20 protein-coding genes and 1 tRNA gene are annotated in these 23,533 nt (G+C 67.9%); 9 read left to right on the forward strand and 12 right to left on the reverse strand.

All coding sequences use genetic code 11. The features are described 5' to 3' along the window. Positions 1–51 precede the first annotated feature (51 nt). The 5 genes from ABE422_RS09275 (at position 52) to ABE422_RS09295 (ending at position 4,848) form a co-directional block, all read left to right on the forward strand. Positions 52–1,764 (forward strand): alkaline phosphatase, encoded by a 1,713-nt coding sequence (locus ABE422_RS09275; protein ID WP_346482856.1) that lies wholly within the window; start codon positions 52–54, stop codon positions 1,762–1,764. Then, positions 1,764–2,327 (forward strand): WG repeat-containing protein, encoded by a 564-nt coding sequence (locus tag ABE422_RS09280; RefSeq protein WP_313219021.1) that lies wholly within the window; start codon positions 1,764–1,766, stop codon positions 2,325–2,327. The genes ABE422_RS09275 and ABE422_RS09280 overlap by 1 nt, the downstream gene beginning before the upstream one ends. A 66-nt stretch (positions 2,328–2,393) precedes the next feature. Beyond that, positions 2,394–3,683, forward strand: a complete 1,290-nt coding sequence (tilS, locus tag ABE422_RS09285) for a tRNA lysidine(34) synthetase TilS (protein ID WP_346482857.1) — start codon at positions 2,394–2,396, stop codon at positions 3,681–3,683. Between the two features lie 36 nt (positions 3,684–3,719). After that, on the forward strand, positions 3,720–3,980 hold the full coding sequence (locus tag ABE422_RS09290) for an exodeoxyribonuclease VII small subunit (protein WP_313219023.1): 261 nt from the start codon (positions 3,720–3,722) through the stop codon (positions 3,978–3,980). After that, positions 3,970–4,848 (forward strand): farnesyl diphosphate synthase, encoded by an 879-nt coding sequence (locus ABE422_RS09295; RefSeq protein WP_346463009.1) that lies wholly within the window; start codon positions 3,970–3,972, stop codon positions 4,846–4,848. Before ABE422_RS09290 ends, ABE422_RS09295 begins: the two co-directional genes overlap by 11 nt. Before the next feature lie 103 nt (positions 4,849–4,951). Here ABE422_RS09295 and ABE422_RS09300 read toward each other — a convergent pair whose 3' ends face one another. Both ABE422_RS09300 and pmbA read right to left on the reverse strand, forming a co-directional pair. Then, positions 4,952–5,329 (reverse strand): DUF4870 domain-containing protein, encoded by a 378-nt coding sequence (locus ABE422_RS09300; protein WP_313208923.1) that lies wholly within the window; start codon positions 5,327–5,329, stop codon positions 4,952–4,954. A gap of 78 nt (positions 5,330–5,407) precedes the next feature. Then, the gene (pmbA, locus tag ABE422_RS09305) at positions 5,408–6,775 is read right to left on the reverse strand and encodes a metalloprotease PmbA (RefSeq protein WP_313208922.1); all 1,368 of its coding nucleotides are present in this window, start codon (positions 6,773–6,775) and stop codon (positions 5,408–5,410) included. 68 nt (positions 6,776–6,843) lie between these two features. On the opposite strand from pmbA, the gene yjgA reads away from it, so the two are divergent. Then, positions 6,844–7,458, forward strand: coding sequence for a ribosome biogenesis factor YjgA (gene yjgA / locus ABE422_RS09310; RefSeq protein ID WP_313208921.1), 615 nt, complete (start codon positions 6,844–6,846; stop codon positions 7,456–7,458). 78 nt (positions 7,459–7,536) lie between these two features. Here yjgA and tldD read toward each other — a convergent pair whose 3' ends face one another. From tldD to ABE422_RS09330, 4 genes are read right to left on the reverse strand one after another with little or no spacing between them, the layout of a single operon-like run. After that, positions 7,537–8,982: a metalloprotease TldD gene (tldD, locus tag ABE422_RS09315; RefSeq protein WP_346482858.1), complete on the reverse strand. Its 1,446-nt coding sequence runs from the start codon at positions 8,980–8,982 to the stop codon at positions 7,537–7,539. A gap of 54 nt (positions 8,983–9,036) precedes the next feature. Then, the gene (locus ABE422_RS09320) at positions 9,037–12,897 is read right to left on the reverse strand and encodes a YhdP family protein (protein ID WP_346482859.1); all 3,861 of its coding nucleotides are present in this window, start codon (positions 12,895–12,897) and stop codon (positions 9,037–9,039) included. Positions 12,898–12,927: 30 nt separating this feature from the next. Continuing rightward, positions 12,928–14,415, reverse strand: coding sequence for a ribonuclease G (gene rng, locus ABE422_RS09325; RefSeq protein ID WP_123730583.1), 1,488 nt, complete (start codon positions 14,413–14,415; stop codon positions 12,928–12,930). Continuing rightward, entirely contained in the window at positions 14,408–14,989 is a 582-nt protein-coding gene (locus ABE422_RS09330) for a Maf-like protein (RefSeq protein WP_346482904.1), read from the reverse strand. Before ABE422_RS09330 ends, rng begins: the two co-directional genes overlap by 8 nt. 130 nt (positions 14,990–15,119) lie before the next feature. Between ABE422_RS09330 and ABE422_RS09335 the strand changes: the two genes are divergently transcribed. The 3 genes from ABE422_RS09335 (at position 15,120) to ABE422_RS09345 (ending at position 19,755) form a co-directional block, all read left to right on the forward strand. After that, positions 15,120–15,854: an SIMPL domain-containing protein gene (locus ABE422_RS09335; RefSeq protein WP_313212546.1), complete on the forward strand. Its 735-nt coding sequence runs from the start codon at positions 15,120–15,122 to the stop codon at positions 15,852–15,854. Between the two features lie 232 nt (positions 15,855–16,086). After that, on the forward strand, positions 16,087–16,743 hold the full coding sequence (locus ABE422_RS09340) for an energy transducer TonB (RefSeq protein ID WP_313212545.1): 657 nt from the start codon (positions 16,087–16,089) through the stop codon (positions 16,741–16,743). A gap of 177 nt (positions 16,744–16,920) precedes the next feature. After that, on the forward strand, positions 16,921–19,755 hold the full coding sequence (locus tag ABE422_RS09345) for a TonB-dependent receptor (RefSeq protein ID WP_313212544.1): 2,835 nt from the start codon (positions 16,921–16,923) through the stop codon (positions 19,753–19,755). Positions 19,756–19,881: 126 nt separating this feature from the next. Here the strand turns inward: ABE422_RS09345 and ABE422_RS09350 are convergent. From ABE422_RS09350 to lptE, 6 genes are all read right to left on the reverse strand, one after another. After that, positions 19,882–19,958 (reverse strand) — tRNA-Asn (locus ABE422_RS09350). A gap of 57 nt (positions 19,959–20,015) precedes the next feature. Further along, positions 20,016–20,486: a 23S rRNA (pseudouridine(1915)-N(3))-methyltransferase RlmH gene (gene rlmH, locus ABE422_RS09355; RefSeq protein WP_313212543.1), complete on the reverse strand. Its 471-nt coding sequence runs from the start codon at positions 20,484–20,486 to the stop codon at positions 20,016–20,018. Between the two features lie 84 nt (positions 20,487–20,570). After that, positions 20,571–21,002 (reverse strand): ribosome silencing factor, encoded by a 432-nt coding sequence (gene rsfS / locus ABE422_RS09360; RefSeq protein WP_121038588.1) that lies wholly within the window; start codon positions 21,000–21,002, stop codon positions 20,571–20,573. A 58-nt stretch (positions 21,003–21,060) separates the two neighbouring features. Continuing rightward, complete coding sequence (gene nadD / locus ABE422_RS09365) at positions 21,061–21,726, reverse strand: nicotinate-nucleotide adenylyltransferase (RefSeq protein ID WP_346463011.1); 666 nt, start codon at positions 21,724–21,726, stop codon at positions 21,061–21,063. Positions 21,727–21,730: 4 nt separating this feature from the next. Further along, complete coding sequence (gene holA, locus ABE422_RS09370) at positions 21,731–22,768, reverse strand: DNA polymerase III subunit delta (RefSeq protein ID WP_346482860.1); 1,038 nt, start codon at positions 22,766–22,768, stop codon at positions 21,731–21,733. Positions 22,769–22,799: 31 nt separating this feature from the next. Further along, positions 22,800–23,435 carry an LPS assembly lipoprotein LptE gene (gene lptE, locus ABE422_RS09375; protein ID WP_346463012.1) on the reverse strand — a complete coding sequence of 212 codons (636 nt, stop codon included), beginning with the start codon at positions 23,433–23,435 and terminating at the stop codon, positions 22,800–22,802. Positions 23,436–23,533: the final 98 nt, after the last annotated feature.

Consider the following 23,533-nt stretch of genomic DNA (forward strand, 5'->3'; position numbering starts at 1 on the left):
GCGGCGTTCTGCATAATGAACGCCCGTTTCACATGTGAGATGCATTCATCCATGTCCCGTTTCACGCCTCTGGTGGCTGCCGTCACCACCCTGCTGCTTGGCGCCTGCGCCACTACCGCTCCCTCCTCCAGCGCCTCTGCCGGCGCGGTCCAGGTCGATGTGCCGGCCATTGCCCACCCCGCCGGGGAGACCCCGCAGTGGTGGTACCGCAGCGGTGCGGCGCGCGCGGCCAGCACAGGTGCGATGGACGGCAAGGCCAAGAACGTCATCCTGTTCCTGGGTGACGGCATGAGCCTGACCACGGTGGCCGCGGCGCGCATCTTCGAGGGGCAGCGCAACGGGCATCCGGGCGAGGAGAACCTGTTGACCTGGGAGCGCTTCCCGGCCACCGCGTTCAGCAAGACCTACAACATCGATTCGCAGACGCCGGATTCGGCCGGCACCATGACCGCGATCACCACCGGCGTGAAGACCCACATGGGCGCGATCGGCGTCAGTGCGGGCACCCGCAACGACTGCGCCGACAGCCTGAACAAGGGGCTGCTGACCTGGCTGCAGCTGGCTGACAGCGCCGGCATGGCGACCGGGGTGGTCTCCACCGCGCGCCTGACCCATGCCACCCCGGCGGCGACCTATGCACACTCGCCGGAGCGCAACTGGGAAAACGACACCGACGTGCCGGACGAGGCCAAGGCCGCCGGCTGCCGCGATATCGCCCAGCAGCTGTTGTCGACCTCGCGCTTCGGGCGCGGCCCGCTGGTCGCCCTCGGCGGCGGCCGCGGTGAATTCACCACGGTCGAAGAACGCGATCCGGAGTATGACGACAAGGTCGGCCAGCGCCTGGACGGGCGCAGCCTGGTGACCGAGTGGCAGCAGGCGCACCCGCAGGGTGCCTATGTGTGGAACGCCAGACAGCTGCAGGCCGCCGCGAACGCCCCGGCGATCCTCGGCCTGTTCGAGCCGGACCACATGCGTTACGAGGCCGAGCGCAAGGACGACCCGGCCGGTGAGCCGAGCCTGGCCGAGCTGACCCAGGCGGCGATCGCCAACCTGTCGCGCCACCAGGAAGGCTACGTGCTGATGGTGGAAGGCGCGCGCATCGATCACGCCAACCACAGCGGCAACGCCTACCGCGCACTGACCGATACGGTGGCGATGTCCGATGCGGTGCGCGCGGCCGTCGAGGCGACCTCCGACCAGGACACGCTGATCATCGTCACCGCCGACCATTCGCACACGCTGAACTTCGTCGGTTACCCGGCACGTGGCAACCCGATCCTGGGCAAGGTGAAGGACAAGGGCGGCGAAGACGGTGCCGGCAAGCTGGACCTGGCCCGCGATGGCCTGGGCCTGCCCTACACCACCCTGACCTACGCCAACGGCCCGGGCTACACCGGTGCCACCAACCAGCAGCCGGTCGGCCCGAAGCGGTACCCGCACAACCCGAGCAGCTTCGATCCGAGCACCGGCCGGCCGGACCTGACCGCGGTGGATACCGAGCATCCTGATTACATGCAGGAAGCGCTGGTACCCGCCAAGAGCGAATCGCATGGCGGCGAAGACGTCGGCATCTGGGCACGTGGCCCGGGCAGCAAGGCAGTGCGCGGCACGATGGAGCAGAACGCGATCTACCACATGATCGTGCAGGCCACCCCGCGCCTGCGCCAGCGCCTGTGCGAGGCCGGCACCTGCGACGCCAAGGGCGTGCCGGTCGAGCTGCCCAAGCCGACCGCGTTCGAGCGCCAGGCCGGCGACAGCAAGTAATGCGTCTGCCGACCTGCAACACGACGAAGAGGGGCCGCTACGTGCGGCTCCTGCTGCTGGCAGCCGGCCTGCTGGCCTCCGCCATGGCGTGGGGGGGCACCGGCAGCGCGTGCACCGTGCTTACCGAGGAAGATGGCCTGCAACCGCTGGCCGGTTGCCAGTGGCGCGATGGGCGTCTGGCGCTGGATGCCACGGCGCTGGCGGCGTTGCCCTACGACCAGGACGGGTTGGCAGCGGTCTACGCCGGCGGTGGCTTCCACTATGTCCGTGCCGATGGCCGCCAGTTGCCGGTGATCACCTTCGACAACGGCCCGGACTACGTGGTGGAAGGGCTGGTGCGCGGCCGCGTGGGCGCGCGCATCGGCTACTTCGATACCCAGCTGCGCCAGGTGTTCCCGGCGACCTTCGATTTCGGCTGGGCGTTCGATGACGGGGTGGCCCGGGTCTGCCAAGGCTGCCGACCAGGCACACCGGACGATCATGGCCACATTGCGATGGTCGGTGGCACCTGGTACCGCATCGATCGGCAGGGGCGTCCGGCGATGGATGCCGACGCGCCGTGATCCCCGCGCGTGGCATCGTTGCTACGCAGCACCGATACTGCCGGTCTGCCTGAGATCGCACTGCCCATGACGTCCCTGCTGCCGCCACCGCCCTCTGTCGTCCGCCCCGTGCTGGTGGGCTTCAGCGGCGGGCTCGATTCGACCGTCCTGCTTCACTGGCTGGCCACCTCGGCGGCCCAGCGCACCGCGGGGCTGCGCGCCATCCATGTCCATCATGGCCTGCAGGAGCAGGCCGATGCCTGGACCGTGCACTGCACGCAGGTGTGTGCGCGCTGGAACATTCCGCTGCGGGTGCTCCGTGTCCAGGTGCAACGCAATCAGGGACAGGGGCCGGAAGCTGCCGCGCGGCATGCACGCCGTGAGGCGTTCGCCTCGCAGCTGCTTCCGGGCGAACAGTTGGCGCTGGCCCACCATCGCGACGACCAGGCCGAGACCTTCCTGCTGCGGGCGCTGCGTGGCTCCGGGGTGGATGGATTGGCGTCCATGCAGGTCACCAGCGCATTTGGTGCCGGCACCGTATGGCGGCCGTTGCTGGAGGTTCCGCGCAGCACCCTGCGTGCGCATGCCCAGGCCGAAGGCCTGGAGTGGATCGAAGACCCCAGCAACGCCAGTGACGATGCCGACCGCAATTTCCTGCGCCTGCAGGTACTGCCGCAGCTTCGCCAGCGCTGGGCGCAGGCCGATGCCGCCTTCGCGCGCAGCGCGGCGTTGTGCGCGCAGTCCCAACATCTGCTCGACAGTGCCGACCGCGACGCGCTGGAACGCTGCAGCGTCGGCCCCGGCGTGATCGACTGCGCGCGGCTGATGCGCCAGCCGGTGGAACGACGTGCGCGCCTGCTGCGCCATTGGGTGCGCGGCAGTGGCCTGCCACCGCTGCCAGCCGCCGGGGTCGAGGCGGTCGAGCGCGAACTGTTTCCGGCTGCGCACCATGCCGATGCCCAGTTCGCCTGGCAGGGTGCGCGTATCCGCCGTTGGCGCGGGCAGCTGCACCTGCTCTCTGCCAGCCTGGCCCTGCCAGCCGACTGGAGCGTGCATTGGGATGGCCGCGCGCCGCTGGCATTGCCCGATGGGGGCGAGCTGCGCCTGCTCGGCACGGACGCCGGTTTCGATAGCCCCGTGCAGATCCGCGCGCGCCGCGGCGGCGAACGCATCCAGCTGCCCGGGCGCACACATTCCCATGCGCTCAAGGACCTGCTGCAACAGCAGGGCCTGCCGCCGTGGCAGCGCCGTCAGCTGCCGCTCCTGTTCGACGAAGACACCCTGCTGGCCGCAGGCGACCGGGTCATCGGGGCGGCATTGCAACCGTGGTTGCAGGCCCATCATGCGCAGTTGCAGTGGACCCCGGGCGCGGCGTGAATTGACCCCGCCGGGCCAGCAGCCCACACTTGGCGCATGGCAAAGAAGTCCCCCAATGAAACCTCCCCCGTCGCCCATTTCGAGCAGTCGCTGGAAGAGCTTGAGCAGCTGGTGGAGAAGATGGAAACCGGCGAACTGAGCCTGGAACAATCGCTCAGCGCCTACGAACGTGGCGTCGGCCTGTACCGCCAGTGCCAGCAGGCGCTGGAACAGGCCGAACTGCGCGTGCGCCTGCTCAGCGATCCGGCCCAGCCCGACACCGCCGTACCGTTCGACCCGCCCAGCCATGACGGTTGAGGCCACGTTCGCGCGTTGGCGCGACCGTATCGAAAGCGAACTCGACGCCAGCCTGCCTTCCCCGTCCGATGCCCCGCGCGGGCTGCATCAGGCGATGCGTTATGCGGTGCTCGGGGGTGGCAAGCGCATGCGGCCGTTGCTGGTGTATGCCGGCGGCCGGATCTTCGGCGCCGACGAAAACGCACTGGATGCACCGGCAATGGCGGTGGAGCTGATCCATGCGTATTCGCTGGTGCACGATGATCTGCCGGCGATGGACGACGACGCCTTGCGGCGCGGCCGGCCGACCACGCATATCGCCTTCGATGAAGCCACCGCGATCCTCGCCGGCGATGCCCTGCAGACGCGCGCGTTCAGCCTGATCGCCGACGCGGCGTTGCCAGCGCAGCTGCGCGTGGATTGCCTGCAGACCCTGGCGCACGCCTCCGGCGCGGCCGGCATGTGCGGCGGCCAGGCCTTGGATATCGACGCCACTGGCCATCAGCAGCCGTTGCAGGCGCTGGAACGCATGCATGCGCTCAAGACCGGCGCGCTGATCCGCGCCGCGGTTCGCATGGGCGCGCTTTGTGGCCAGGCACCTGCCGCGGATCTGGCGACGCTGGATACGGTGGCCTCGGCGCTGGGCCTGGCCTTCCAGGTGCGCGATGACATCCTCGATGTCGAAGCCAGTTCCGAACAGCTCGGCAAGACCGCCGGCAAGGACGAAGCACAGGCCAAATCGACCTTCCCGGCGCTGCTGGGCATGGACGGTGCCAAGGCGCATCTGCGCACGCTGAGCGAGCAGATGTTCGACGGGCTGGCCGGCTATGGCGAGGCGGCCGATGCACTGCGTGCGCTGGCCAGGCTGGCGGTTGAGCGGGATCACTGAGCGATAGTGCAGTCAGCCACGCATTGCGTGGCTCTACAGCGCCAGCACACAAAAAAGCGCCCGGGAATCCCGGGCGTTTTTTCGTTCCAGCGCTACGGATCGATTACTTGATCAGGCGCAGTGCGAACGGGTAGCGGTAGGCTTCGCCGTTGTTGGCCTTGACCGCTGCGATGATGCAGAAGATCACGTTGAGCAGGCCGACGATCGGTGCCAGCAGGCCACCGATGATGACGATGGTCAGCACGATGCAGATCAGCATCGCGATGGTGATCGTGATCTGGAAGTTCAGCGCTTCCTTGGCCTGATCGGTGACGAAGCGCTTGCTGCTGTCGTCTTTGTTGATCAGCCAGATGATCAGCGGGCCGAGGAACCAGGTGAAGATACCCAGCAGGTGGGCCACCAGGGCCATGGTGCGCTGTTCGGCCGGGGCCGGTGCGCTCACCGGCGGCGGCGGGGTGGTGACGTTATCGAAATCGCTCACGTGAAACTCCTTGTTCGAGGTAATGGGTATTGCACGCGGCAGGCTCCCCGCCTGCCAGGGCAGCCTCCATAGAATACGTCAATCGTTACCGGCAACGGTCATTCGTCCTACAAGGATCGAACCGGTGTGCACGTGCGAGCGCGTGTCGATGTCGGTGCCCACCGCTTCGATGCTGGCGAACATGTCCTTGAGGTTGCCGGCAATGGTGATGCCGTCCACCGGGTAGCTGATCTCGCCGTTCTCCACGCGGAAGCCGCCGGCACCACGCGAGTAATCACCGGTGACGCTGTTGACGCCCTGCCCCATCAGTTCGGTGACCAGCAGTCCATTGCCCATCTGCCGGGCAATGGAGACCAGATCACCCGCGTTGGCGGTGACCTTGAGGTTGTGCACGCCACCGGCGTTGGCGGTGGTCGGCAGGCCGAGCTTGCGTGCCGAGTAGCTGCCCAGGATGTAGCGCTCCAGCACGCCATCGCGGATCAGCGCAGAATTGCGGGTGGCCACGCCATCGCCATCGAAGGCTGCCGAGCGCAGCCCACGGCGCAGCAGCGGCAGCTCTTCGATGCCGAACCAGTCCGGGAACAGGCGCGTGCCGACGCTGTCGAGCAGGAAGCTGGCGCGGCGGTACAACGCGCCGCCGGACACGGCACCGAGCAGATGGCCGATCAGCGAGCGGGCCACCTCCGGCGAATACAGCACCGGCATCTGCGCCGTGGTCATCGAGCGCGGGTCCAGGCGGGCCACGGTACGCTCGGCGGCGCGGCGGCCGATCGAGGCGGCATCGTCCAGATCTTCGCGGGCCAGTGCGCTGCTGTACCAACCGTCGCGCTGCATGCCATCGCCCTGCCCGGCGATCAGCGCGCAGCCGATCGAGTGGTGGCTGCTGCGCTCGCGGCCGATGAAGCCGTGCGAGTTGGCATACACCGACAGGCTCTGCGCGGTCGCCGCCGAGGCACCGTCGGAATTGCTGATGCGGGTGTCGGCCTCACGGCCGGCCGCTTCGCAGGCCAGGGCCAGATCCAGCGCCGCATCGGCGCTGAGTTCCCAAGGGTGCCAGCCGTCCAGATCCGGGAATTCACGGGCCATCAGGGCCGCCTCGGCCAGGCCGGCCGCCTCATCATCCTCGGTGTGGCGGGCGATCGCGCAGGCCTGGGCCACGGTCGACTCCAGGCTGCTCTCGCGCAGGTCGGCGGTGCTGGCGCTGCCCTTGCGCTGGCCGAAGTAGACGGTCACGGCGATGCCGCGGTCGCGGGTGGACTCGACCGTTTCGACCTCGCCCAGGCGCACATTCACATCCAGGCCGCGCTCATCGCTGCAGCTGACCTCGGCCTGGCTGGCGCCCAGGGCCTTGGCCCGCTCCAGCAGGCGCTGGGAGATGTCGGCCAGCTGCTCCAGGCGCTGCAGGCTGTCGTCGGCCGGGGAGACTTCAGGGGAGATCACGTTCAATGCTTTATCCTGTACAGGTGAGTGCCCGGCGCGACGCCGGCACAGTTTACGGATGTGGAAATAAGACGATGCGCGGACGCGACGAAGAAACCGGTGAATTCCTTGATATCAGCCGCAGCCAGAACCGCCGGGCGGCGCTGGACGTGCTGGCCTTGGGCGAGAAGCTGGTCTCGCTGACCCCGGCCCAGCTGGCGCGCCTGCCGGTGCCCGAGGATCTGCTGCCGCACATCGCCGAGGCCAAGCGCATCACCGCGCATATCGCCCACAAGCGCCAGCTGGCGTTCCTGGCCAAGCACATGCGTCGCGAAGACGACGCCGTGCTGGATGCGATCCGCGATGCGCTGGATGCCAACAGCGAGACCTCGCGCCGTGAAGTGGCGACCATGCACCGCGTGGAAGACTGGCGCGAACGCCTGCTCAAGGACGGCGACAAGGCGCTGGGCGCGCTGCTGGACGAATACCCGCATGCCGACCGCCAGGAGCTGCGCACGCTGGTCCGCAACGCCCAGGCCGAAAAGGCCAAGAACAAGCCGCCGCGCGCCTACCGCGAGATCTTCCAGGTCCTGCGTACGCTGCTGCTGCCGGCCGCGCTCGGTCTGGAAGGCGTGAATGCCGCCTCCGAAGACGCGCTGGACGACGCGGTCGACACGGACACCGACAGCGACGAGAACGCCGAGGACTGAGTCCCGGCGCTCGCGCGGCGGCGCCAGCACCCCGCTGGCGGCCGCGTGATCAGGCAGCGCAGGCGAATGCATCCCGGCTCAGGCCTGGGTGCCGCCCACGGTGATGCCATCGATCAGCAGGGACGGCTGGCCCACGCCGACCGGCACGCTCTGGCCATCCTTGCCGCAGATGCCCACGCCCTCGTCCAGGGCCAGATCGTTGCCGATCATGCGCACTTTCTGCATGGTTTCCGGCCCATTGCCGATCAGGGTGGCGCCCTTCACCGGCGCGGTGATTTTTCCGTCTTCGATCAGGTAGGCCTCGGTGGCCGAGAACACGTATTTGCCGCTGGTGATGTCGACCTGGCCACCACCGAAGTTGACGGCGTACAGGCCACGCCTGACCGAGCGGATCATTTCTTCCGGATCGTGCTGGCCGGCGCGCATGTAGGTGTTGGTCATACGCGGCATGGTCATGTGCGCGAACGATTCACGGCGGCCGTTGCCGGTCGGGGCCACGCCCATCAGGCGCGCATTGAGCGAATCCTGCATGTAGCCAACCAGGATGCCGTCTTCGATTAGCGTGGTGCACTGGGTCGGGTGGCCCTCATCATCGATGTTCAGCGAGCCGCGGCGTCCGTCCAGGGTGCCGTCGTCAACGATGGTCACGCCCGGCGCGGCCACGCGCTCGCCGATCCGGCCGGCGTAGACGCTGGTGCCCTTGCGGTTGAAGTCGCCTTCCAGGCCATGGCCGACCGCTTCATGCAGCAGCACGCCCGGCCAGCCCGGGCCGAGCACCACGGTCATCACCCCGGCCGGGGCCGGGATCGCCTCCAGGTTCACCAGCGCCTGGCGCAGGGCCTCGCGCGCGAAGCCTTCCGGGCGCCCCTCGGCAAACAGTTCTTCATAGCTGTAGCGGCCGCCGCCACCGGAGTAACCGGACTCGCGCCGGCCATGCTGCTCGACGATCACCTGCACGTTCAAGCGCACCAGCGGGCGGATGTCGGCCGCAAGCACGCCATCGCTGCGCGCGATCAAGACCGTATCCACGCCGCCGGACAGGCTGACCATCACCTGCTGCACGCGCGGGTCGGCGGCGCGCAGGTAGCGGTCCAGCCGCTTGAGCATCTCGACCTTGGCCTCGTTGCCCATGCCATCGATGGGGTCCAGTGCCGGGTACAGCGCGCGGCCACTGCCCCGCACCAGCGAGCGGGCCGACTGCGCCCCACCCTCGCGGGAGATGGCGCGGGCCGAGTTGGCCGCGGCCAGCAGCGCGTCGCTGTGGATGTCGTCGGAGTAGGCGAAGCCGGTCTTCTCACCGGCGATGGCGCGTACGCCCACGCCCTGCTCGATCGAATGCGCCCCGTCCTTGACGATGCCGTCCTCCACGCTCCAGCTCTCGCGGCGCGCGTGCTGGAAATAGAGATCCCCGAAATCGATGCCCGGGCCCAACAGGGTGCCGAACGTGCGTTCCAGACCGTTCGCATCCAGCCCGGCGGGCAGCAGCAGACGGTCGGTGGCCAGCGAAAGTGCGTTGTTGTTCATGCTCTTTGATCTGTGGGCGCCGGGCGCAATCGCAACCCGGGCGCGGGAAAGGGATCAGCGCGCCGGCGGTGCGGCCGGGGCCGGCTTGGGCGCTGCGTCGCGGTCGATCACATCGACCTTGGGTTCGGCCCAGGGGCCGGTCACGCGGTAGGTCTTGGCGCCGATCTCGCCCAGCGGCTTGGACAGCACCGCATTGGCGGCCGCGCCGACCGCCGCCCCCACCGGGCCGCCGGCGACCGCGCCGACCACCGTCAGCAGGTTGCCCGCACGCGGGTTGACGTCGATGGTCTGATCGAAGCGTTGTTGGCGCAGGTCGGTCTTGCCGCGGATGGTGATGTTCGCCGCCGGGCCTTCGATCAGCACCTTGTCGGTGGTGGCCATGCCATCGGCGAACGCCACGCTGCCCTCGACCTGGTTGAAGGCGAAGCCCTTGGAGAAGAAATCGCGGAAATCGAACATCAACCGGCGCGGCAGCTGGGTCACGCTGAGCAGGCCGAGCACGCGCCCGGCACCGGGTTCGAGTTCCAGCAACTGGCCGTTGCGGGCCTGCACGTCGAGCTGGCCCTGCAGCGCACCGAGCTGGAAGTCGGATGGGCCGCCCTGCCAGCCGGCGCTCATGGTCAGCTGGCCCTGGCCGCCACGCAGCTGGCCGCCATAGTCCAGATTCTGCATCAGCCCGCCCAGGTCCTCGCTCTTGACCTGCACGTTGAACTGGCTGCGCGCGGCCTCGCCCATGCCCATCCAGCGGCCATTGACGTCGATCGCCTGCTTGGGCGCGCGGAACTGCAGCTGATCCACGCTCAGGCCGTTGGCCATGGGCCGCGTGCGCAATACCGCCTGGCCGAGCTTGGCCTTGCCGAACTGGAGGTCATCGATATCCAGCGACAGCGGCGGGATCTTGGCCGGATTGGTGTCATTGGCACTGGCCTGGACCCGCGCCGGCAGGGCCACGTCCGGTGGCAGCAGGATCGGAGCGCCATCGCTGGGCGCCTTGACGGGCGTCGGCAGCGACTGCCAGTGCACCCGGCTGAGCTTGCCGACGATGGTGCCGCCTTCGGCATTGGGCACGGTCAGGCCGCCCACCAGCGAGGGGCCGTCCAGGCGCACGTCCACGCTGCTGCTGGTCGGCCGCAGTTGCAGCCGGGTCTGCGGGAACACGCCACCGGCGAGCAGCAGCTGGCCGACCTGCACGTCCACATGCCGCAGCGGCATCGGGTCCTTGCCGTCGCCGCCGTCCGGCGAGCGGGCCAGCGCGATCCACTCCAGCGCATCCAGCGAGCCGCTGCGCCCGTTCACGACCAGCCCACTGGCCGGCGGATCACGATCCACGCGGTCGCTGCCGAGGGTGACCTGCACCCCGGTCTGGTTGTCATGCGTGCGCGCGGCCAGGGCCAGGCGCTGGCCGAAGGCGACATCAACGCGTCCGCTGCCCATCGGCAGCTGTGCGGTGACGTCCGTCGCCAACGGCGTAGCGGCGGGCTTGTCCAGCGGCGCCGGCAGTTCCAGGGTGGTGCCGACCAGATCCGAATGCAGCTTGAGCACGGTGGGCGGCTCGACCTTGCTGCCGGCCGCGACCTTGGGCAGGGTCACCCCGATGGTCCAACGCGAGGTGCCCTGGATGTAAGGCTTGAGCCAGTTCAATTCCGGGGCGCGGTCCAGCAGCGCCCCCGCCTCCAGCGAGGCGGTCAGTTCGGATTCGAAGGCCTGCTGCGGATCGCGCACGAACTCACCGGCGCGCAGGCTGAGCAGCCCGTCCTGGCCCTGGTGACGTACCGCCAGGTGCTCCGCATCGAAGCCGCCATGGCCATAACGGGCCGTGCCGCGCATGTTGTCGAAGACCAGGTCGAAGCGCTTCTCGGTGAGGGTCGCGCCATTGAGATCGACCGTGCCCTGCAGGTGACCGCGGCCTTCGTCGTGGTGCAGCGGCTGCAGCAGGTCGAAGGTGACCGCGGCCGGTCCCTTCGCGGTGAGATTGACCAGCGTCTCGCCATAGGTGGCCTGCAACGGGCTCTGCTTGAGCATGGCCAGCAGTGCACCGGCATCGCTGCGGCTGCTGGCCTTGACGTACAGATCGGTCTCGCCGAAATCAGGAATGCCGGCATCGAAGTGGTCCACCGCCACCCCGGCCAGGTCGCCCTTGCCATGCAGTTCGAAGCCCGGGCCGATGAAGGCGATATCGGCATCGACCTTGTTCATCGCCGGCCAGTCGTGCTGGAAGCGGATACTGCCGGCGTCGATGTGGCCGGTCGCCTCGAAGCGGCCGTTGTTCTTGTCGAACGGCCAGTCTTCCAGATCCCCGGTCACCAGGCCCACCCCGCCACGCACCTGCCCGGAGACCAGGGCAGCATCCAGCCAATCGGTCGCGGCCTTGCTCATCTTGGAGTGGATCCAGAAACGCTTGGCGGCGGTCATTGGCACATCGTCGATCTTGGCCGCCAGTTCCAGCCAGGGGCGCGTGCCGTTGTTCTGGAACCAGATGCCGCCGCGCACATCGGCGGCGTAATCGGTGCCCTGCACGCGCAGCGCCGGGGTCCCGATCCGCCAGCCGCCGGCCTCGTCGCGCCAGCCCACCAGTCGGCCGGCCAGGCGCACGTCGTGGCGCTCGCCAAAGCCGCTCGGCCAATCGAACTGCATCACCTGCTGCGGTTGCAGATCCAGGGTGAAGCCATCGGCATCGCCGTTGAAGCGCCCGCCCACACCGCTGAGCCCGGGCGAATGCCCGACCGCCGCGAAGCGGATGTCTTCCAGATCCCCCTCGACCGACAGCGGGCCGCCCTGCTCGCCTGCCACCCGCACGCGGGTCATGCGCACCTGCGGTGCGGCCTCATGCAGCCACTCGCGCAGGCCGGGATCGATCCGGTCGGTCAGCGCCAGCCCCCGCAGCAGCGCGGTGGCATCGATGTTGTCGCCAGCCAGCGCGAAGTGCTGCCCGCCGGCCAGCAGCAGCCCGTCCAATTGCTGGGTGCTGCCTTCCATGCCAATCCGCAACCGTGGCGCATCGGCGCGCCAGCCCCCCTGCACCCAGCGCCAGCGTGCACGCAGTTCCAGCGTGTCCAACGCCAGCTGCGGGTGGGTGCCGTCGGCCAGCGTCACGCCGCGCACCTGTACGTTCTGAAGGTCCGCATCGGTGGTGACCATCACCACCCGGTGATCGCGCAGGTCCACCCAGGCATTGAACTCACCGGTGCCCTGCTGCAGGCCGATGCCGCCGAACTGCAGCAGCGAGGCCCACGCCCGGAAGTCGGCCGGGGCGGCCGAGAACCAGGCCTGACCATCGCCGCGCTTGCGCTCGAATTCCAGCACCGCCGTCAGCGGCTGTGCGGACGGGTCGGCCCACGCACGCGCCCCAACCCGCAGGCGCTGGCCGTTGACGCGCAGGCGCAGGTCGATCCGCGGCAGCACGGCGTTCACGCCCAACGAGGGCGCATCCACCTTCAAGCGGCCACCGATCACCTGCAGCTCGCCCAGGCGGCGCAGTGTTTCCAGCGGGTCACCTGCACTGGACTGCGGCAGGCCCTGCACGGACCAGCGGCCATCGTCGGCGCGCTGCAGTACCAGCGCCACGCCACGCAGGCGCAGCTCGGTCAGCGAGTGGCCCGGCAGCAGGCCGGCATACATGGACACCAGCACTTCGGCCTCGCCGATGCGCAGGCCCTGCCCTTCACCGATGCGCAGCCCTTTGAGCTGCAGCAGCGGGCCGCGCCGTGTCCAGGCAGTATCCAATGCATCGAAACGCACCGGCTGGCCCGCGCGCGCGCTCAACCACGCCGCCACCTTGTCCGGGTGACGCTCGGCCAGCGGCAGCAGCTGGCTGGCAGTGCCGACCAGCAGGGCCACGCCCACGAGCAGGATCGCCACCGCATACACAGCATGGCGGCGGATCCGGCGCAGGCGCAGGCGGAGCGGTGTGCTCATCGGAACGTGGGGATGCCGGACCGGCCGCGATCAGAGCAGCACGACATCGAACTGCTCCTGCAGGTATTGCTCATCCGCCTGGAAGCGGATGCTCTTGCCCAGGAACTCCTCCAGTTCGGCCACCGCCGAGGATTCCTCGTCGGTGATGCGCGCGACCACCTTCGAGGAGGCGATCACCAGCAGGCGCGCCGCATCGAACTGACGCACCGCCCGGGTGATTTCGCGGAAGATCTCGTACGTCACCGTTTCGGCGGTCTTGATCGAACCCCGCCCGCTGCACTCCGGGCACGGCTCGGACAGCTGGCGCTCCAGGCTTTCCACGGTGCGCTTGCGGGTCATCTCGACCAGGCCCAGCGGCGAGAAGTCGTAGACGGTGGTCTTGGCGTGGTCGCGGGCCAGCGCCTTCTCCAACGTGCGAAGGACCTGACGGCGGTGCTCGGCATCGTCCATATCGATGAAGTCGATGATGATGATGCCGCCCAGGTTGCGCAGCCGCAGCTGGCGTGCCACGGCCTGCGCGGCCTCCAGATTGGTGCGGAACACGGTCTCTTCGAGGTTGCGCTGGCCCAGGAACGAACCGGTGTTCACATCGATCGTGGTCATCGCCTCGGTCTGGTCGATCACCAGATAGCCGCCCGACTTCAGCGGGACCTGCTTGTCCAGCGCGCGGCCGATTTCATCCTCGACCCCGAACATGTCGAAGATCGGGCGATCACCGCTGTACAGCTCCAGTTTCTCGGCCAGCACTGGCATGTACTTGGCCACGAACGCCTGCAACTGGTTGAAGGTCTCCTTGGAATCCACCTTGACCTTGTCCACGTCCTTGCGGATCAGATCGCGCACCGAGCGCAGCGGCAGGCTCAGGTCTTCATAGATCACGCTGAGCGGGGCGGCATCGCGGCCACGGCGCTCCACCACGTTCCAGACCCGCGACAGGTAGGCCACGTCTTCGGCGATCGCCTCGGCCGGCTGGCCTTCGGCATTGGTGCGCACGATGTAGCCGTAGCCGCCGTGCTGGGCCGACAGTTCGGTCACCAGGGTTTTCAGGCGGGCGCGCTCGGCCTCGTCCTCGATCCGGGCCGACACGCCCACCACCTTGGACTGCGGCAGCAGCACCATGTAGCGCGAGGGAATGCTGATCTGGGTGGTCAGCCGCGCGCCCTTGGTCCCGATCGGGTCCTTGACCACCTGCACCACGATGTCCTGGCCGTCGCGCAGCAGCTCGACGATCGGCACCGAGGACGGTGGCGGCAACGTGGTGCCTTCGGTATCCGGACTGGCCACCGGGGCCGGGCGGATCACATCGTTGGCGTGCAGGAACGCCGCGCGCTCCAGCCCGACCTCGACAAAGGCCGCCTGCATGCCCGGCATGACCCGCTGCACCTTGCCCTTGTAGATGTTGCCGACCACGCCACGGCGCCAGCCACGTTCGATATGCAGTTCCTGCAGCATGCCGTTCTCGATGACGGCGACGCGGGTTTCCCGCGGGGTGACATTGACCAGGATTTCTTCAGACATGGGCGACTCCCTTCAGTTCAAACGTCTGCAGCAACTGCTCGGTCTGTTGCAGGGGCAAACCCATCACACCCGAATAGCTTCCCGCCAGATGGCGGATATATCGTTCAGCGCCCCCCTGGATCGCATAGGCACCGGCTTTGTCCATCGGCTCGCGACTGGCCACGTAGGCGGCGATCCGATCCTCATCGATCGCCGCGAACGTCACCTCCGAGACCACCAGCACGCCCTGTTCCCGGCCAGCAGCGACCAGCGCCACGGCGGTCATCACCTGGTGGGTGCGCCCGGCCAACGCACGCAGCATCGCGCAGGCGTCGGCCGCATCGGCCGGTTTACCGAACACGCGCCCGTCGAGCACGACTTCGGTGTCCGAGCCCAGCACCACCGCCTCGGGGTCATGGGCGACAAGCGCCCACCCGGCGCGTGCCTTGTCGGCGGCGACCCGCTGCACGTAATCGGCGGCGGACTCGTCGGGCGCACGGACTTCGGGCACGTCAAGCTCAAGCGCCTGGAACGGTCGTTCCAGGCGCGCAAGCAGTTCGTTTCGTCGGGGGGATCGAGAGGCAAGATAAAGCATCGAGGAAGCATAACCTGAGCCTACTGTCTGAATCGCGAGCAACACGCTTGAATCGTGCTCAACCCCATCAAACCTCACGACGCGTTCATCGCCCCGACACCAACCTCAACGTCTTCACAAGGAGATGTACATGCGCCGCCCGTCCCTGTCCCCGTTGCTGCTCGCCCTGTCCCTTGCCCTGGGAGCTTCGATGACCGCCCACGCCCAGTCCCAGCCCACCATCGCCGTGCCGGCTGACGGCACCCTGCTCAACATCTCGGCCAATGCCGAGGCCAAGCGCGTGCCGGACGTGGCCACGCTCTCGGCCGGTGTGGTGACCCAGGCCGTGGACGGCAACAGCGCCATGCGCCAGAACGCCGAGCAGATGACCAAGGTGCTCGCCGCGATCAAGGCCGCCGGCATCGCCGAGCGGGATGTGCAGACCAGCGGGGTCAACCTGAGCCCGCAGTATCGCTACGCCGACAACGAAGCGCCGAAGATCACCGGCTACCAGGCCAGCAATACGGTCAGCCTGAAGGTGCGCGACATCGCCAAGCTCGGCAAAGTGCTTGATGCACTGGCCGCCCAGGGCGCCAACCAGATCAACGGCCCGCAGTTCGAGATCGACCAGCCCGAGCCGGTTTACGACGAAGCCCGCCTGGCCGCGCTGAAGAAGGCCCAGGCCCGCGCCGAAACGTATGCCAAGTCGCTGGGCCTGCGCGTGCGCCGGATCGTGAGCATCTCCGAAAGCGGTGGCGGCAACTTCCGCCCGGTGATGATGCGTGCGGCGGCCGCGCCGATGGCTGCTGATGTATCCACGCCGGTGTCGCCGGGCGAATCGACCGTGTCGGTCAACCTGGACGTGGTGTTCGATCTGGGCCGCTAACACTTCGCAGCAGAGCGGACCAGCCGTCCGCTCCTGCCAAGACATGACGGCGCCTGCGGGCGCCGTCATGCTGTTCGCCGCCGGATCCTGACTGCCAGCCAACTCCCCACCCTGCCCCTGACTTCCGGCCCGTGCCGGGCTCGGGTATTGCTGTCATTGCGCGGCCCCGCCTGACCCCACGCGCCGCGCAGGCACGTTGATGTTCCCGCACATCTGGCAAGGAGAGTGGAGCATGGTCCGTACCCCGTCCCCGGTTGTCCCGCTGCCTATCGAAGCGTCCCGCGTGCTCGGGTGGAGCACTGCCATCGCGGTCCACGCGCTGGCCCTGATGCTGTTGTTGATCCCGGCTACCCAGCCCCTGATCAAGGCACCGCGCGAACGCATGCAGGTGACCTGGGTACTGCCTCCGCCGCCGCCGGAGATCATCCGTCATCCGCCGGCAGACCCACCGCGGCTCCCCCCGGTGGTGCCCGTGACCACGCAACGCGCGCCGGCACCGCTGCCGAGCCCCACCGCCACCCTCGACGAGGCGCCCGCAGTGGCATCGATGCCCGCCAGCGAGACCGCCGCACCGGCGCTGGAACCGGCCCCGGCCACGCCGTCGCCCGCCGCCGGGGCCCAACTGCAGTACCGCAGCGCGCCGCCGCCACCGTATCCGGTCGCGGCGATCCGCTTGGGCCAGCAGGGGACGGTCCTGCTGCGTATCCGGGTCGACAGCCAGGGCAACCCGGTTGCGGCCAGTATCGAGAAGAGCAGTGGCTCGCGCGTGCTCGACCAGGCCGCACGCCAGCAGGTGCTGCGTCACTGGCGTTTCGTGCCAGCCCTCGTCGATGGGCAGGCCGTCGCCGCCGATGGCCTGGTTCCGGTCGATTTTTCGTTACCGCGCTGAGTGAATGGGAGCCCCGTCAGGGGGCTCCCCATTCACAAACTGAGACGCACAGCATCTTTTCCCAATTAAGCAATTTTTCACTCTTGCGTCACACGACGGAAACCTAGATTGGCGCCGTTGCCACCGTTCTGGTGTCGACTTATTGACATCTAGGTTTTCCCAGTCAGGAGAGAAGCTGTGAAACACCCGACCCAACGCCGCGACGACAGCCGCCGCAATACCCTGGCCCATTCCATTTCCACGATCCTGACCAGCGGCGCGCTGCTGCTGGTAGGGGCCATGGCGTCGTCCTCCGCGTTCGCGCAGGAGCAGGCGACCAACCTTGACCGGATCACCGTCACCGGGTCGAACATCCCCCGCACGAACACCGAAACCCCCTCCCCCGTCCAGGTGGTCACCCGCCAGGAAATCGACCGTACCGGCAAGACCACGGTCGCCGAGTATCTGCAGACCCTGACCGCGGACGGGTCGGGCTCCATTCCCAAGACCTTCGGCAACGGCTTTGCCGGCGGTGGCGCAGGCATCTCGCTGCGCGGCCTGGGCGCCGGCTCCACGCTGGTCCTGTTGAACGGCCGCCGCATGGCGACCTACGGCCTGGCCGATGACGGCCAGAAGGTCTTCACCGATCTGAGCACCATTCCGCTGGATGCGGTCGAGCGCATTGAAGTCCTCAAGGACGGCGCTTCTGCGATCTACGGCTCGGACGCCATCGCCGGCGTGGTCAACATCATCCTGCGCAGCGACTTCAATGGCGCGATCCTGCGCGCCTCCTACGGCCTGTCCGGTGATAGCGATGGCGACGCCAAGAAGGCCACGCTGACCGCCGGTACCGGCGACTTGGCCACCGATGGCTGGAACGCGTTCTTCAGTTTGGACGTGGGCAAGACCGACGCGATCAAGATCAGCGACCGCAAGAACCGCAAGTGGATCGGCACCGGTGATATCCGCCCGTGGGGCTATGGCAACAACGCCCAGTTCCTGGGTGGCGCCGCGCTCTCTGGCGGTACCCGTGGCGGTGTGGGTCCGAACGGTTCGGTGTTCGACGACCGTGCGGTGACGGATGACGATCCGGCCTTCCTCGTCGCGCTGCCAGGCTGCGCCGGCTTGACCACCATCCCCGGCCAGAACGATGTCACTGCCCAGCAGCAGGGCTGCCTGTGGGATCCGGCCCAGCTGTACCGTGACCTGACCCCGGAAGAGAAGTACGTCAACGTGTTTGGTCGCGCCAGCTTCGCCTTCGGCGAGGGCGGTGAGATCTACACCGAAATCGGCTACTCCAAGAAGGAAACCACCTTCAGCAACACGCCCTCCGGCGTATCCGGTGGCTGGGGCTATCCCGGCGGCCCGGTCAACGCCAACAGCGGCGACGGTGCCACGGTGCTCAGCCCGACCCACCCGGACAACCCGATCCCGGGCCAGGCCTCGCGCCTGCGTTACTCGGCCTGGGATGTCGGCCCGCGTGTGACCGAGAACACCAACGAGTTCAACCGCTTCCTGGTGGGCGTCAAGGGCAACTGGGGCGAGTGGAGCTACGACACGGCCTACCTGCATTCGGGCACCGACCTGGTCAACAAGCGTACCGGCTTCCTGAACTACGACGCCGTGCGTTGCGTGCTCGGCAATCCGGCCTGCCCGGCAGGCGTGTGGCGCATCGGCGACAACGCGGGGCTGAACTCACAGGCCCTGTATGACTACATCTCGCCGGACATCAGCGCACGCGCCAAATCCAGCCTGGACATGTTCGACTTCACCGTGTCGCGCAGCCTGATGGACCTGAAGGGTGGCCCGCTCGGCCTGGCGCTGGGTACCGAATGGCGCAAGACCAGCAACAGCCTGACCCCGCAGACGTTCACCGACCAGGGCCAGATCATCGGGCTGGGCTACTCGGCCTACGACGGTACGCAGAACGTCTACGCCGGCTATGTCGAACTGTCCGCCCCGGTGCTGGAGCAGTTGGAACTGTCCGGCGCGGTCCGCTACGACAAGTATGAGAGCGGCGAAGGCAAGGCGACGCCGAAGGTCGGCATCAAGTGGACCCCGGCCGACTGGATCGCAGTCCGCGGCAGCTATGCCGAAGGCTTCCGTGCCCCCAACCCGGCCGAGAACGGCGACGGCGGCCTGGCAGCGTTCTCCAATGCTGCCGATCCCGTGCGCTGCCCCGGCGGCAACCCGGCGCCGGGCGCGAACGATGACGATTGCGGCGCACTGCCGGTCGCCATCATCACCCGTCCCAATGCCGACCTGAAGCCAGAAGAGTCCAAGAGCTACTCGGTGGGTCTGGTGCTGCAGCCGACCTCCAGCACCTCGATGACGGTGGATGCCTGGCAGATCAAGCGCACCAACGAAATCGCCCAGGGCAGTACTGCCGAAGCGATTGCCGCGGGCAACGTGTTGCGTGACAACAACCTGCTCAACGGTGTTCCCGGTACCGGCAGCATCCTGGCGGTCAATACGCAGTACATCAATGCTGCATCGACCCGCGTCCGCGGTATCGATACCGACATCCGCCAGACCTTCGACATCGGTCCGGGCCAGCTGGAGATGGACCTGCAGTGGAGCCATGTGCTCAAGTTCGAGCGCACCGATGCCGATGTGACCGTCGACTATGCCGGCACGCACGGCAACTGCGACGTCACCAACTGCATCGGCACCCCGAAGGACCGCGTCAACTTCGGCACCACCTGGAAGCAGGGTCCGTGGAGCGTCAGCGGCGTGGCCAACTACATCTCCAAGATGGAGAACACCGACTTCCGCGGTCCCGATGGCTCGTATCAGTTCGCCTACGCCGACGGTACCGACGTCGAGAAGATCTCCTCGTTCACCACCTTCGACCTGTCCGGTCGCTGGAACATCACCGAGGCCTTCGAGTTGAACGCATCGGTGCAGAACCTGTTCGACCGCATCGCTCCGCTGGATCCGACCACCTACGGTGGCGTGAACTACAACCCGCTGCACTTCAGTGGCGCGATCGGCCGTTACTTCACCGTCGGTGCCAAGTACACCTTCGAATGAGGTAGCCGCACTTGGGGAACAAGGAGCCCGGGCAGTGCCCGGGCTTTTTGTTGATCGGCCACGCCAGTGGTGCACATCGCAGACAAAAAAAAGCCCCGCATCGCTGCGAGGCTTTTTTTCAAATCTTGGCGCCCGAAGTTGGACTCGAACCAACGACCCCCTGATTAACAGTCAAGTGCTCTAACCGGCTGAGCTATTCGGGCGGGGTGCGCATTGTAGCCCGTTTTTCGCGAGATGTAACCCGTCTGGCGACAACTATTTCACGCGCGGTGATACGGATGGTTGGCCAGCATCGCTGCAGCGCGGTACAGCTGCTCGGCCACCACCAGGCGCACCAGCATGTGCGGCAGCGTCAGCGGGCCGATCGACCATTTCTCATCAGCCATCGCGGACACTTCCGCCGAATGGCCTTCCGGCCCGCCGATCAGGAAGGCCATGTCCCTGCCCTGCCCCCGCCAGTGCTCCAGCCGCTGCGCCAGCTGCTCGGAACTGAGCTGGCGTCCGGGCACATCCAGCGCGACCACATACGCATTTTTCGGCAATGCGGCGATCACGCGCTTGCCTTCGTCATCGGTCGCACGGCGCGCATCGCGGCCTTTGCCGCGCAGGCCGGGCTCGATCTCGACCAGCTCGAACGGCAACCAGTGCGAGAGCCGCTTCTGGTACTCGGCAAAGCCCTGCGCAACCCAGGAGGGCGCGCGCTCGCCGGTGGCGATCAGCCTGGCTTTCATGTCTGTCCTCCGCAGCCACCACAGGCGGCGCCGCAAAAGACAACGGCGCCATCGGCGCCGTTGTCGTGACCGGGCACGCTGCGATCAGCGCGCGTCGTAGTCGTCGTCCGCATCGTCGAGCAGTTCGATCGGCGGCTGGTCGCCCACGGTCCACAGGCGCTCGAGCGCGTAGAACTCACGGACGCGCGGCAGCATCACGTGAACGATCACGTCGCCCAGGTCGACCAGCACCCACTCGGCTTCGCGCTCGCCTTCCACACCCAGCGGCATCACGCCCAGCTTCTTGGCGAACTTCACCACTTCGTCGGCGATCGACTTGACGTGACGGCTGGAGGTGCCCGACGCGATCACCATGTAATCGGCGACGCTGGAGCGGCCGATGACGTCGATCTCAACGAGATCCTTGGCCTTCAGTTCTTCGGTGGCCCCGCGCACGCACTCGAGCAGCTGCAGAACGGAGGGCGCCGGATTGGGCAGTTGGACCTTGATGGTCTGGGGCTGGGCTTGGTTGCTCAAAGCGGGTCAACTCGATAAATGTGGGGCCGATTATACGGGGCGGCGCGCCCGCGCGTATTCACGACGGTGTCGCGCCGTACAGGCGGTGGTCGATGATGTAGCCCGCGACAGCCTCAGGCAGCAGTGGCTGCCAAGGCCCGGCGGCGGCGATCTGCGCGCGCACCGCGGTGGCCGATTCCTCGCGCAATGGGGCCTGCAGGCGCATCAGGCGCCCGGCCGGCGCGCTGAACAGCTCACGCTCGTGACTGGCCCAGCGCCCTTCCAGGGCCTGCGCCAGCACCGGGTCGCAAGCGGCGGCCAGGGGACTGCCGGGGCGATCGGCGACGATGAAATGCGCCAGCTCGAACAGCGCCTCCCATTCGTGCCAGCTGGGCAGGGCCAACAGGCTGTCGGCACCGACCAGCCAGGCGATCGGCTGGCGCGGGCCCAGCTCGGCGCGCAGCTCGCGCAGGGTATCGACGGTATAGGACGGCACACCGGGCTGGCGCTCGGCCCGGTCAAGCTCGCGCCGGTCCAGCAGCAGGCCGGGCTCATCGCCAATGGCCAGGGCCAGCATGGCCAGGCGCTGCGCGGCATCGGCGCCGGGGGCGGCCCGGTGCGGTGGATCGGCGGCGGGCAGCAGGCGGACGGCGACCTGCAACTGGTCGCGTGCGGCGCGGGCAATGGCCAGATGGCCCAGATGGACGGGATCGAAGGTCCCGCCGTAATAGATGCGCAGCCCCATGGGCTCAGGCCCGGGCGAGCAGGCGCACGGCGCGGGCTTCGGAGACGGCGATCAACAGCCGCTCCAGCGCCAGCCAGGCGTCGCCATCGGCGCGCCCCTTGGCGATGCGGTCCACCAGCCCCGCCTCGGCCACGAAACGCTCCCAGCGCTTGACCTCGGGGTGACGCTGCAGCGCGCGCTTGAACGGCGCCTGCCGCGATTCCCAGATGCCGCGGCTCTTCATTTCCGCGGCCAGGTTGCCGCCGCGCGCCTGCACCCGCGCCAGACCGGCGGTGGAGAGCAGCTCGCGGATCACGATCGGCGTCAGCGCCGCCACCGCTTCACCTTCGGCACGCAGGCCGGCGATCATGCGCAGCACGGCCGTAGGCTGGCCCGAGAAGGTCGCCTCGACCAGACGGAACACGTCATAACGGGCGGCATCGGCCACCAGCGACTCCATCGTGTCCACGTCCAGGGTCTGGCCGTCGGCCAGCAACGCCAGCTTGTCGATCTCCTGGGCGGCGGCCAGCAGATTGCCTTCCACCCGTTCGGCCAGGCGCTGCACAGCCTGCGGGTCGGCGCGCAGGCCCTTGCCACGTAGCCGGCGTTCGATCCATTCGGTCAGCTCGTGCGGCTTGATCGCCCAGGCCACCGAGATCACCCCGGCGCGGCCAACGGCATCGGCCCACTTGGTCTGGTGCGCCTTGCTCCATTCATTGCAGGTGATCAGCAGGATCACGTCCGGCGCCGGGTTGGCACAGAACTGACTGATCACTTCGGCGCCTTCCTTGCCCGGCTTGCCACTGGGCAGGCGCAGTTCCATCAGGCGACGTGCACTGAACAGGCTGGGCGCGTTGAAGCTGGCATCGAGCTGGTGCCAGTCGAAGTCACGGCCATCGGCATCGAAGACTTCACGCTCGTTGACGCCATCGGCGCGTGCCCGCGCCCGCACCGCATCGGCCGCTTCCAGCACGCGCAGCGTTTCCGGACCGGCGATCAGGTAGACCGGGGCCAACGGCTGGCTGGCCGGTTGGCTGGCAAGCTGTTCGGGGCGCAGTTCCATCCGGGCAGGCCGATCCGCAGGCGGACCGGGCTCAGCGCCCCTGCGGGACGACGGCGGGGACCGCCGGCGTCGGGGTCGTCGAGGTCGGGCTTGCCGGGGTCGCCGCCGGGATCTCAACCGGCGTTTCCACCGGGGTCGTACCGGGCTTGGCCGGGGCGCGGCCATGCTCCAGTTCGGCGCGGACCACGCTGTCGATACGGCGCATGATCGACGCAGACATCTCACGGCGCAGTTCGTCGGCCAGGATTTCGCGTTCGGTCGTGGTACCGGTGGCGTCGGTCGGCGGCGACACGTAGTCGCGCGAGAGTTCGATCACCTGCTGCGGCACCAGCTCGCTGCCGTCTTCGCGGCGGAAGATGAAGATCACCGCATAGCGCAGGCTGTACTCCTGGGCACGGCCCTGGGCATCGATCGCGATCGGCAGATCGCCCCAACGCTCGGACAACACCTGCAGCTGCGACGCCGGGCCCGTGCTGTCCGGATCGGCCAGCTGCGCCCCGGAGGCCTGCAGGCCACGGCGCAGCAACTTGACCAGTTCGCTGTAGGGCGCGGTGGAGACCACCTGCACCGCAGCCGTATCGGCCGGCAGCATCAACTTGTTGCGCAGATGGAAGCCGCACCCGGCAAGGGTTGCGGTCAGGACAAGGGCAAGCAGGAATCGGGTCATGGATACAGTCTGTAGGAGCCGGGCGGTCGCGGCAACAAGCAGTGATCGTGCCGGATGCCGCGTGAACAGGACTTGATACCGGACGGCCCACGGGGCGT

Source organism: Stenotrophomonas sp. TWI1151 (assembly GCF_039673135.1).
Lineage (GTDB): Bacteria > Pseudomonadota > Gammaproteobacteria > Xanthomonadales > Xanthomonadaceae > Stenotrophomonas.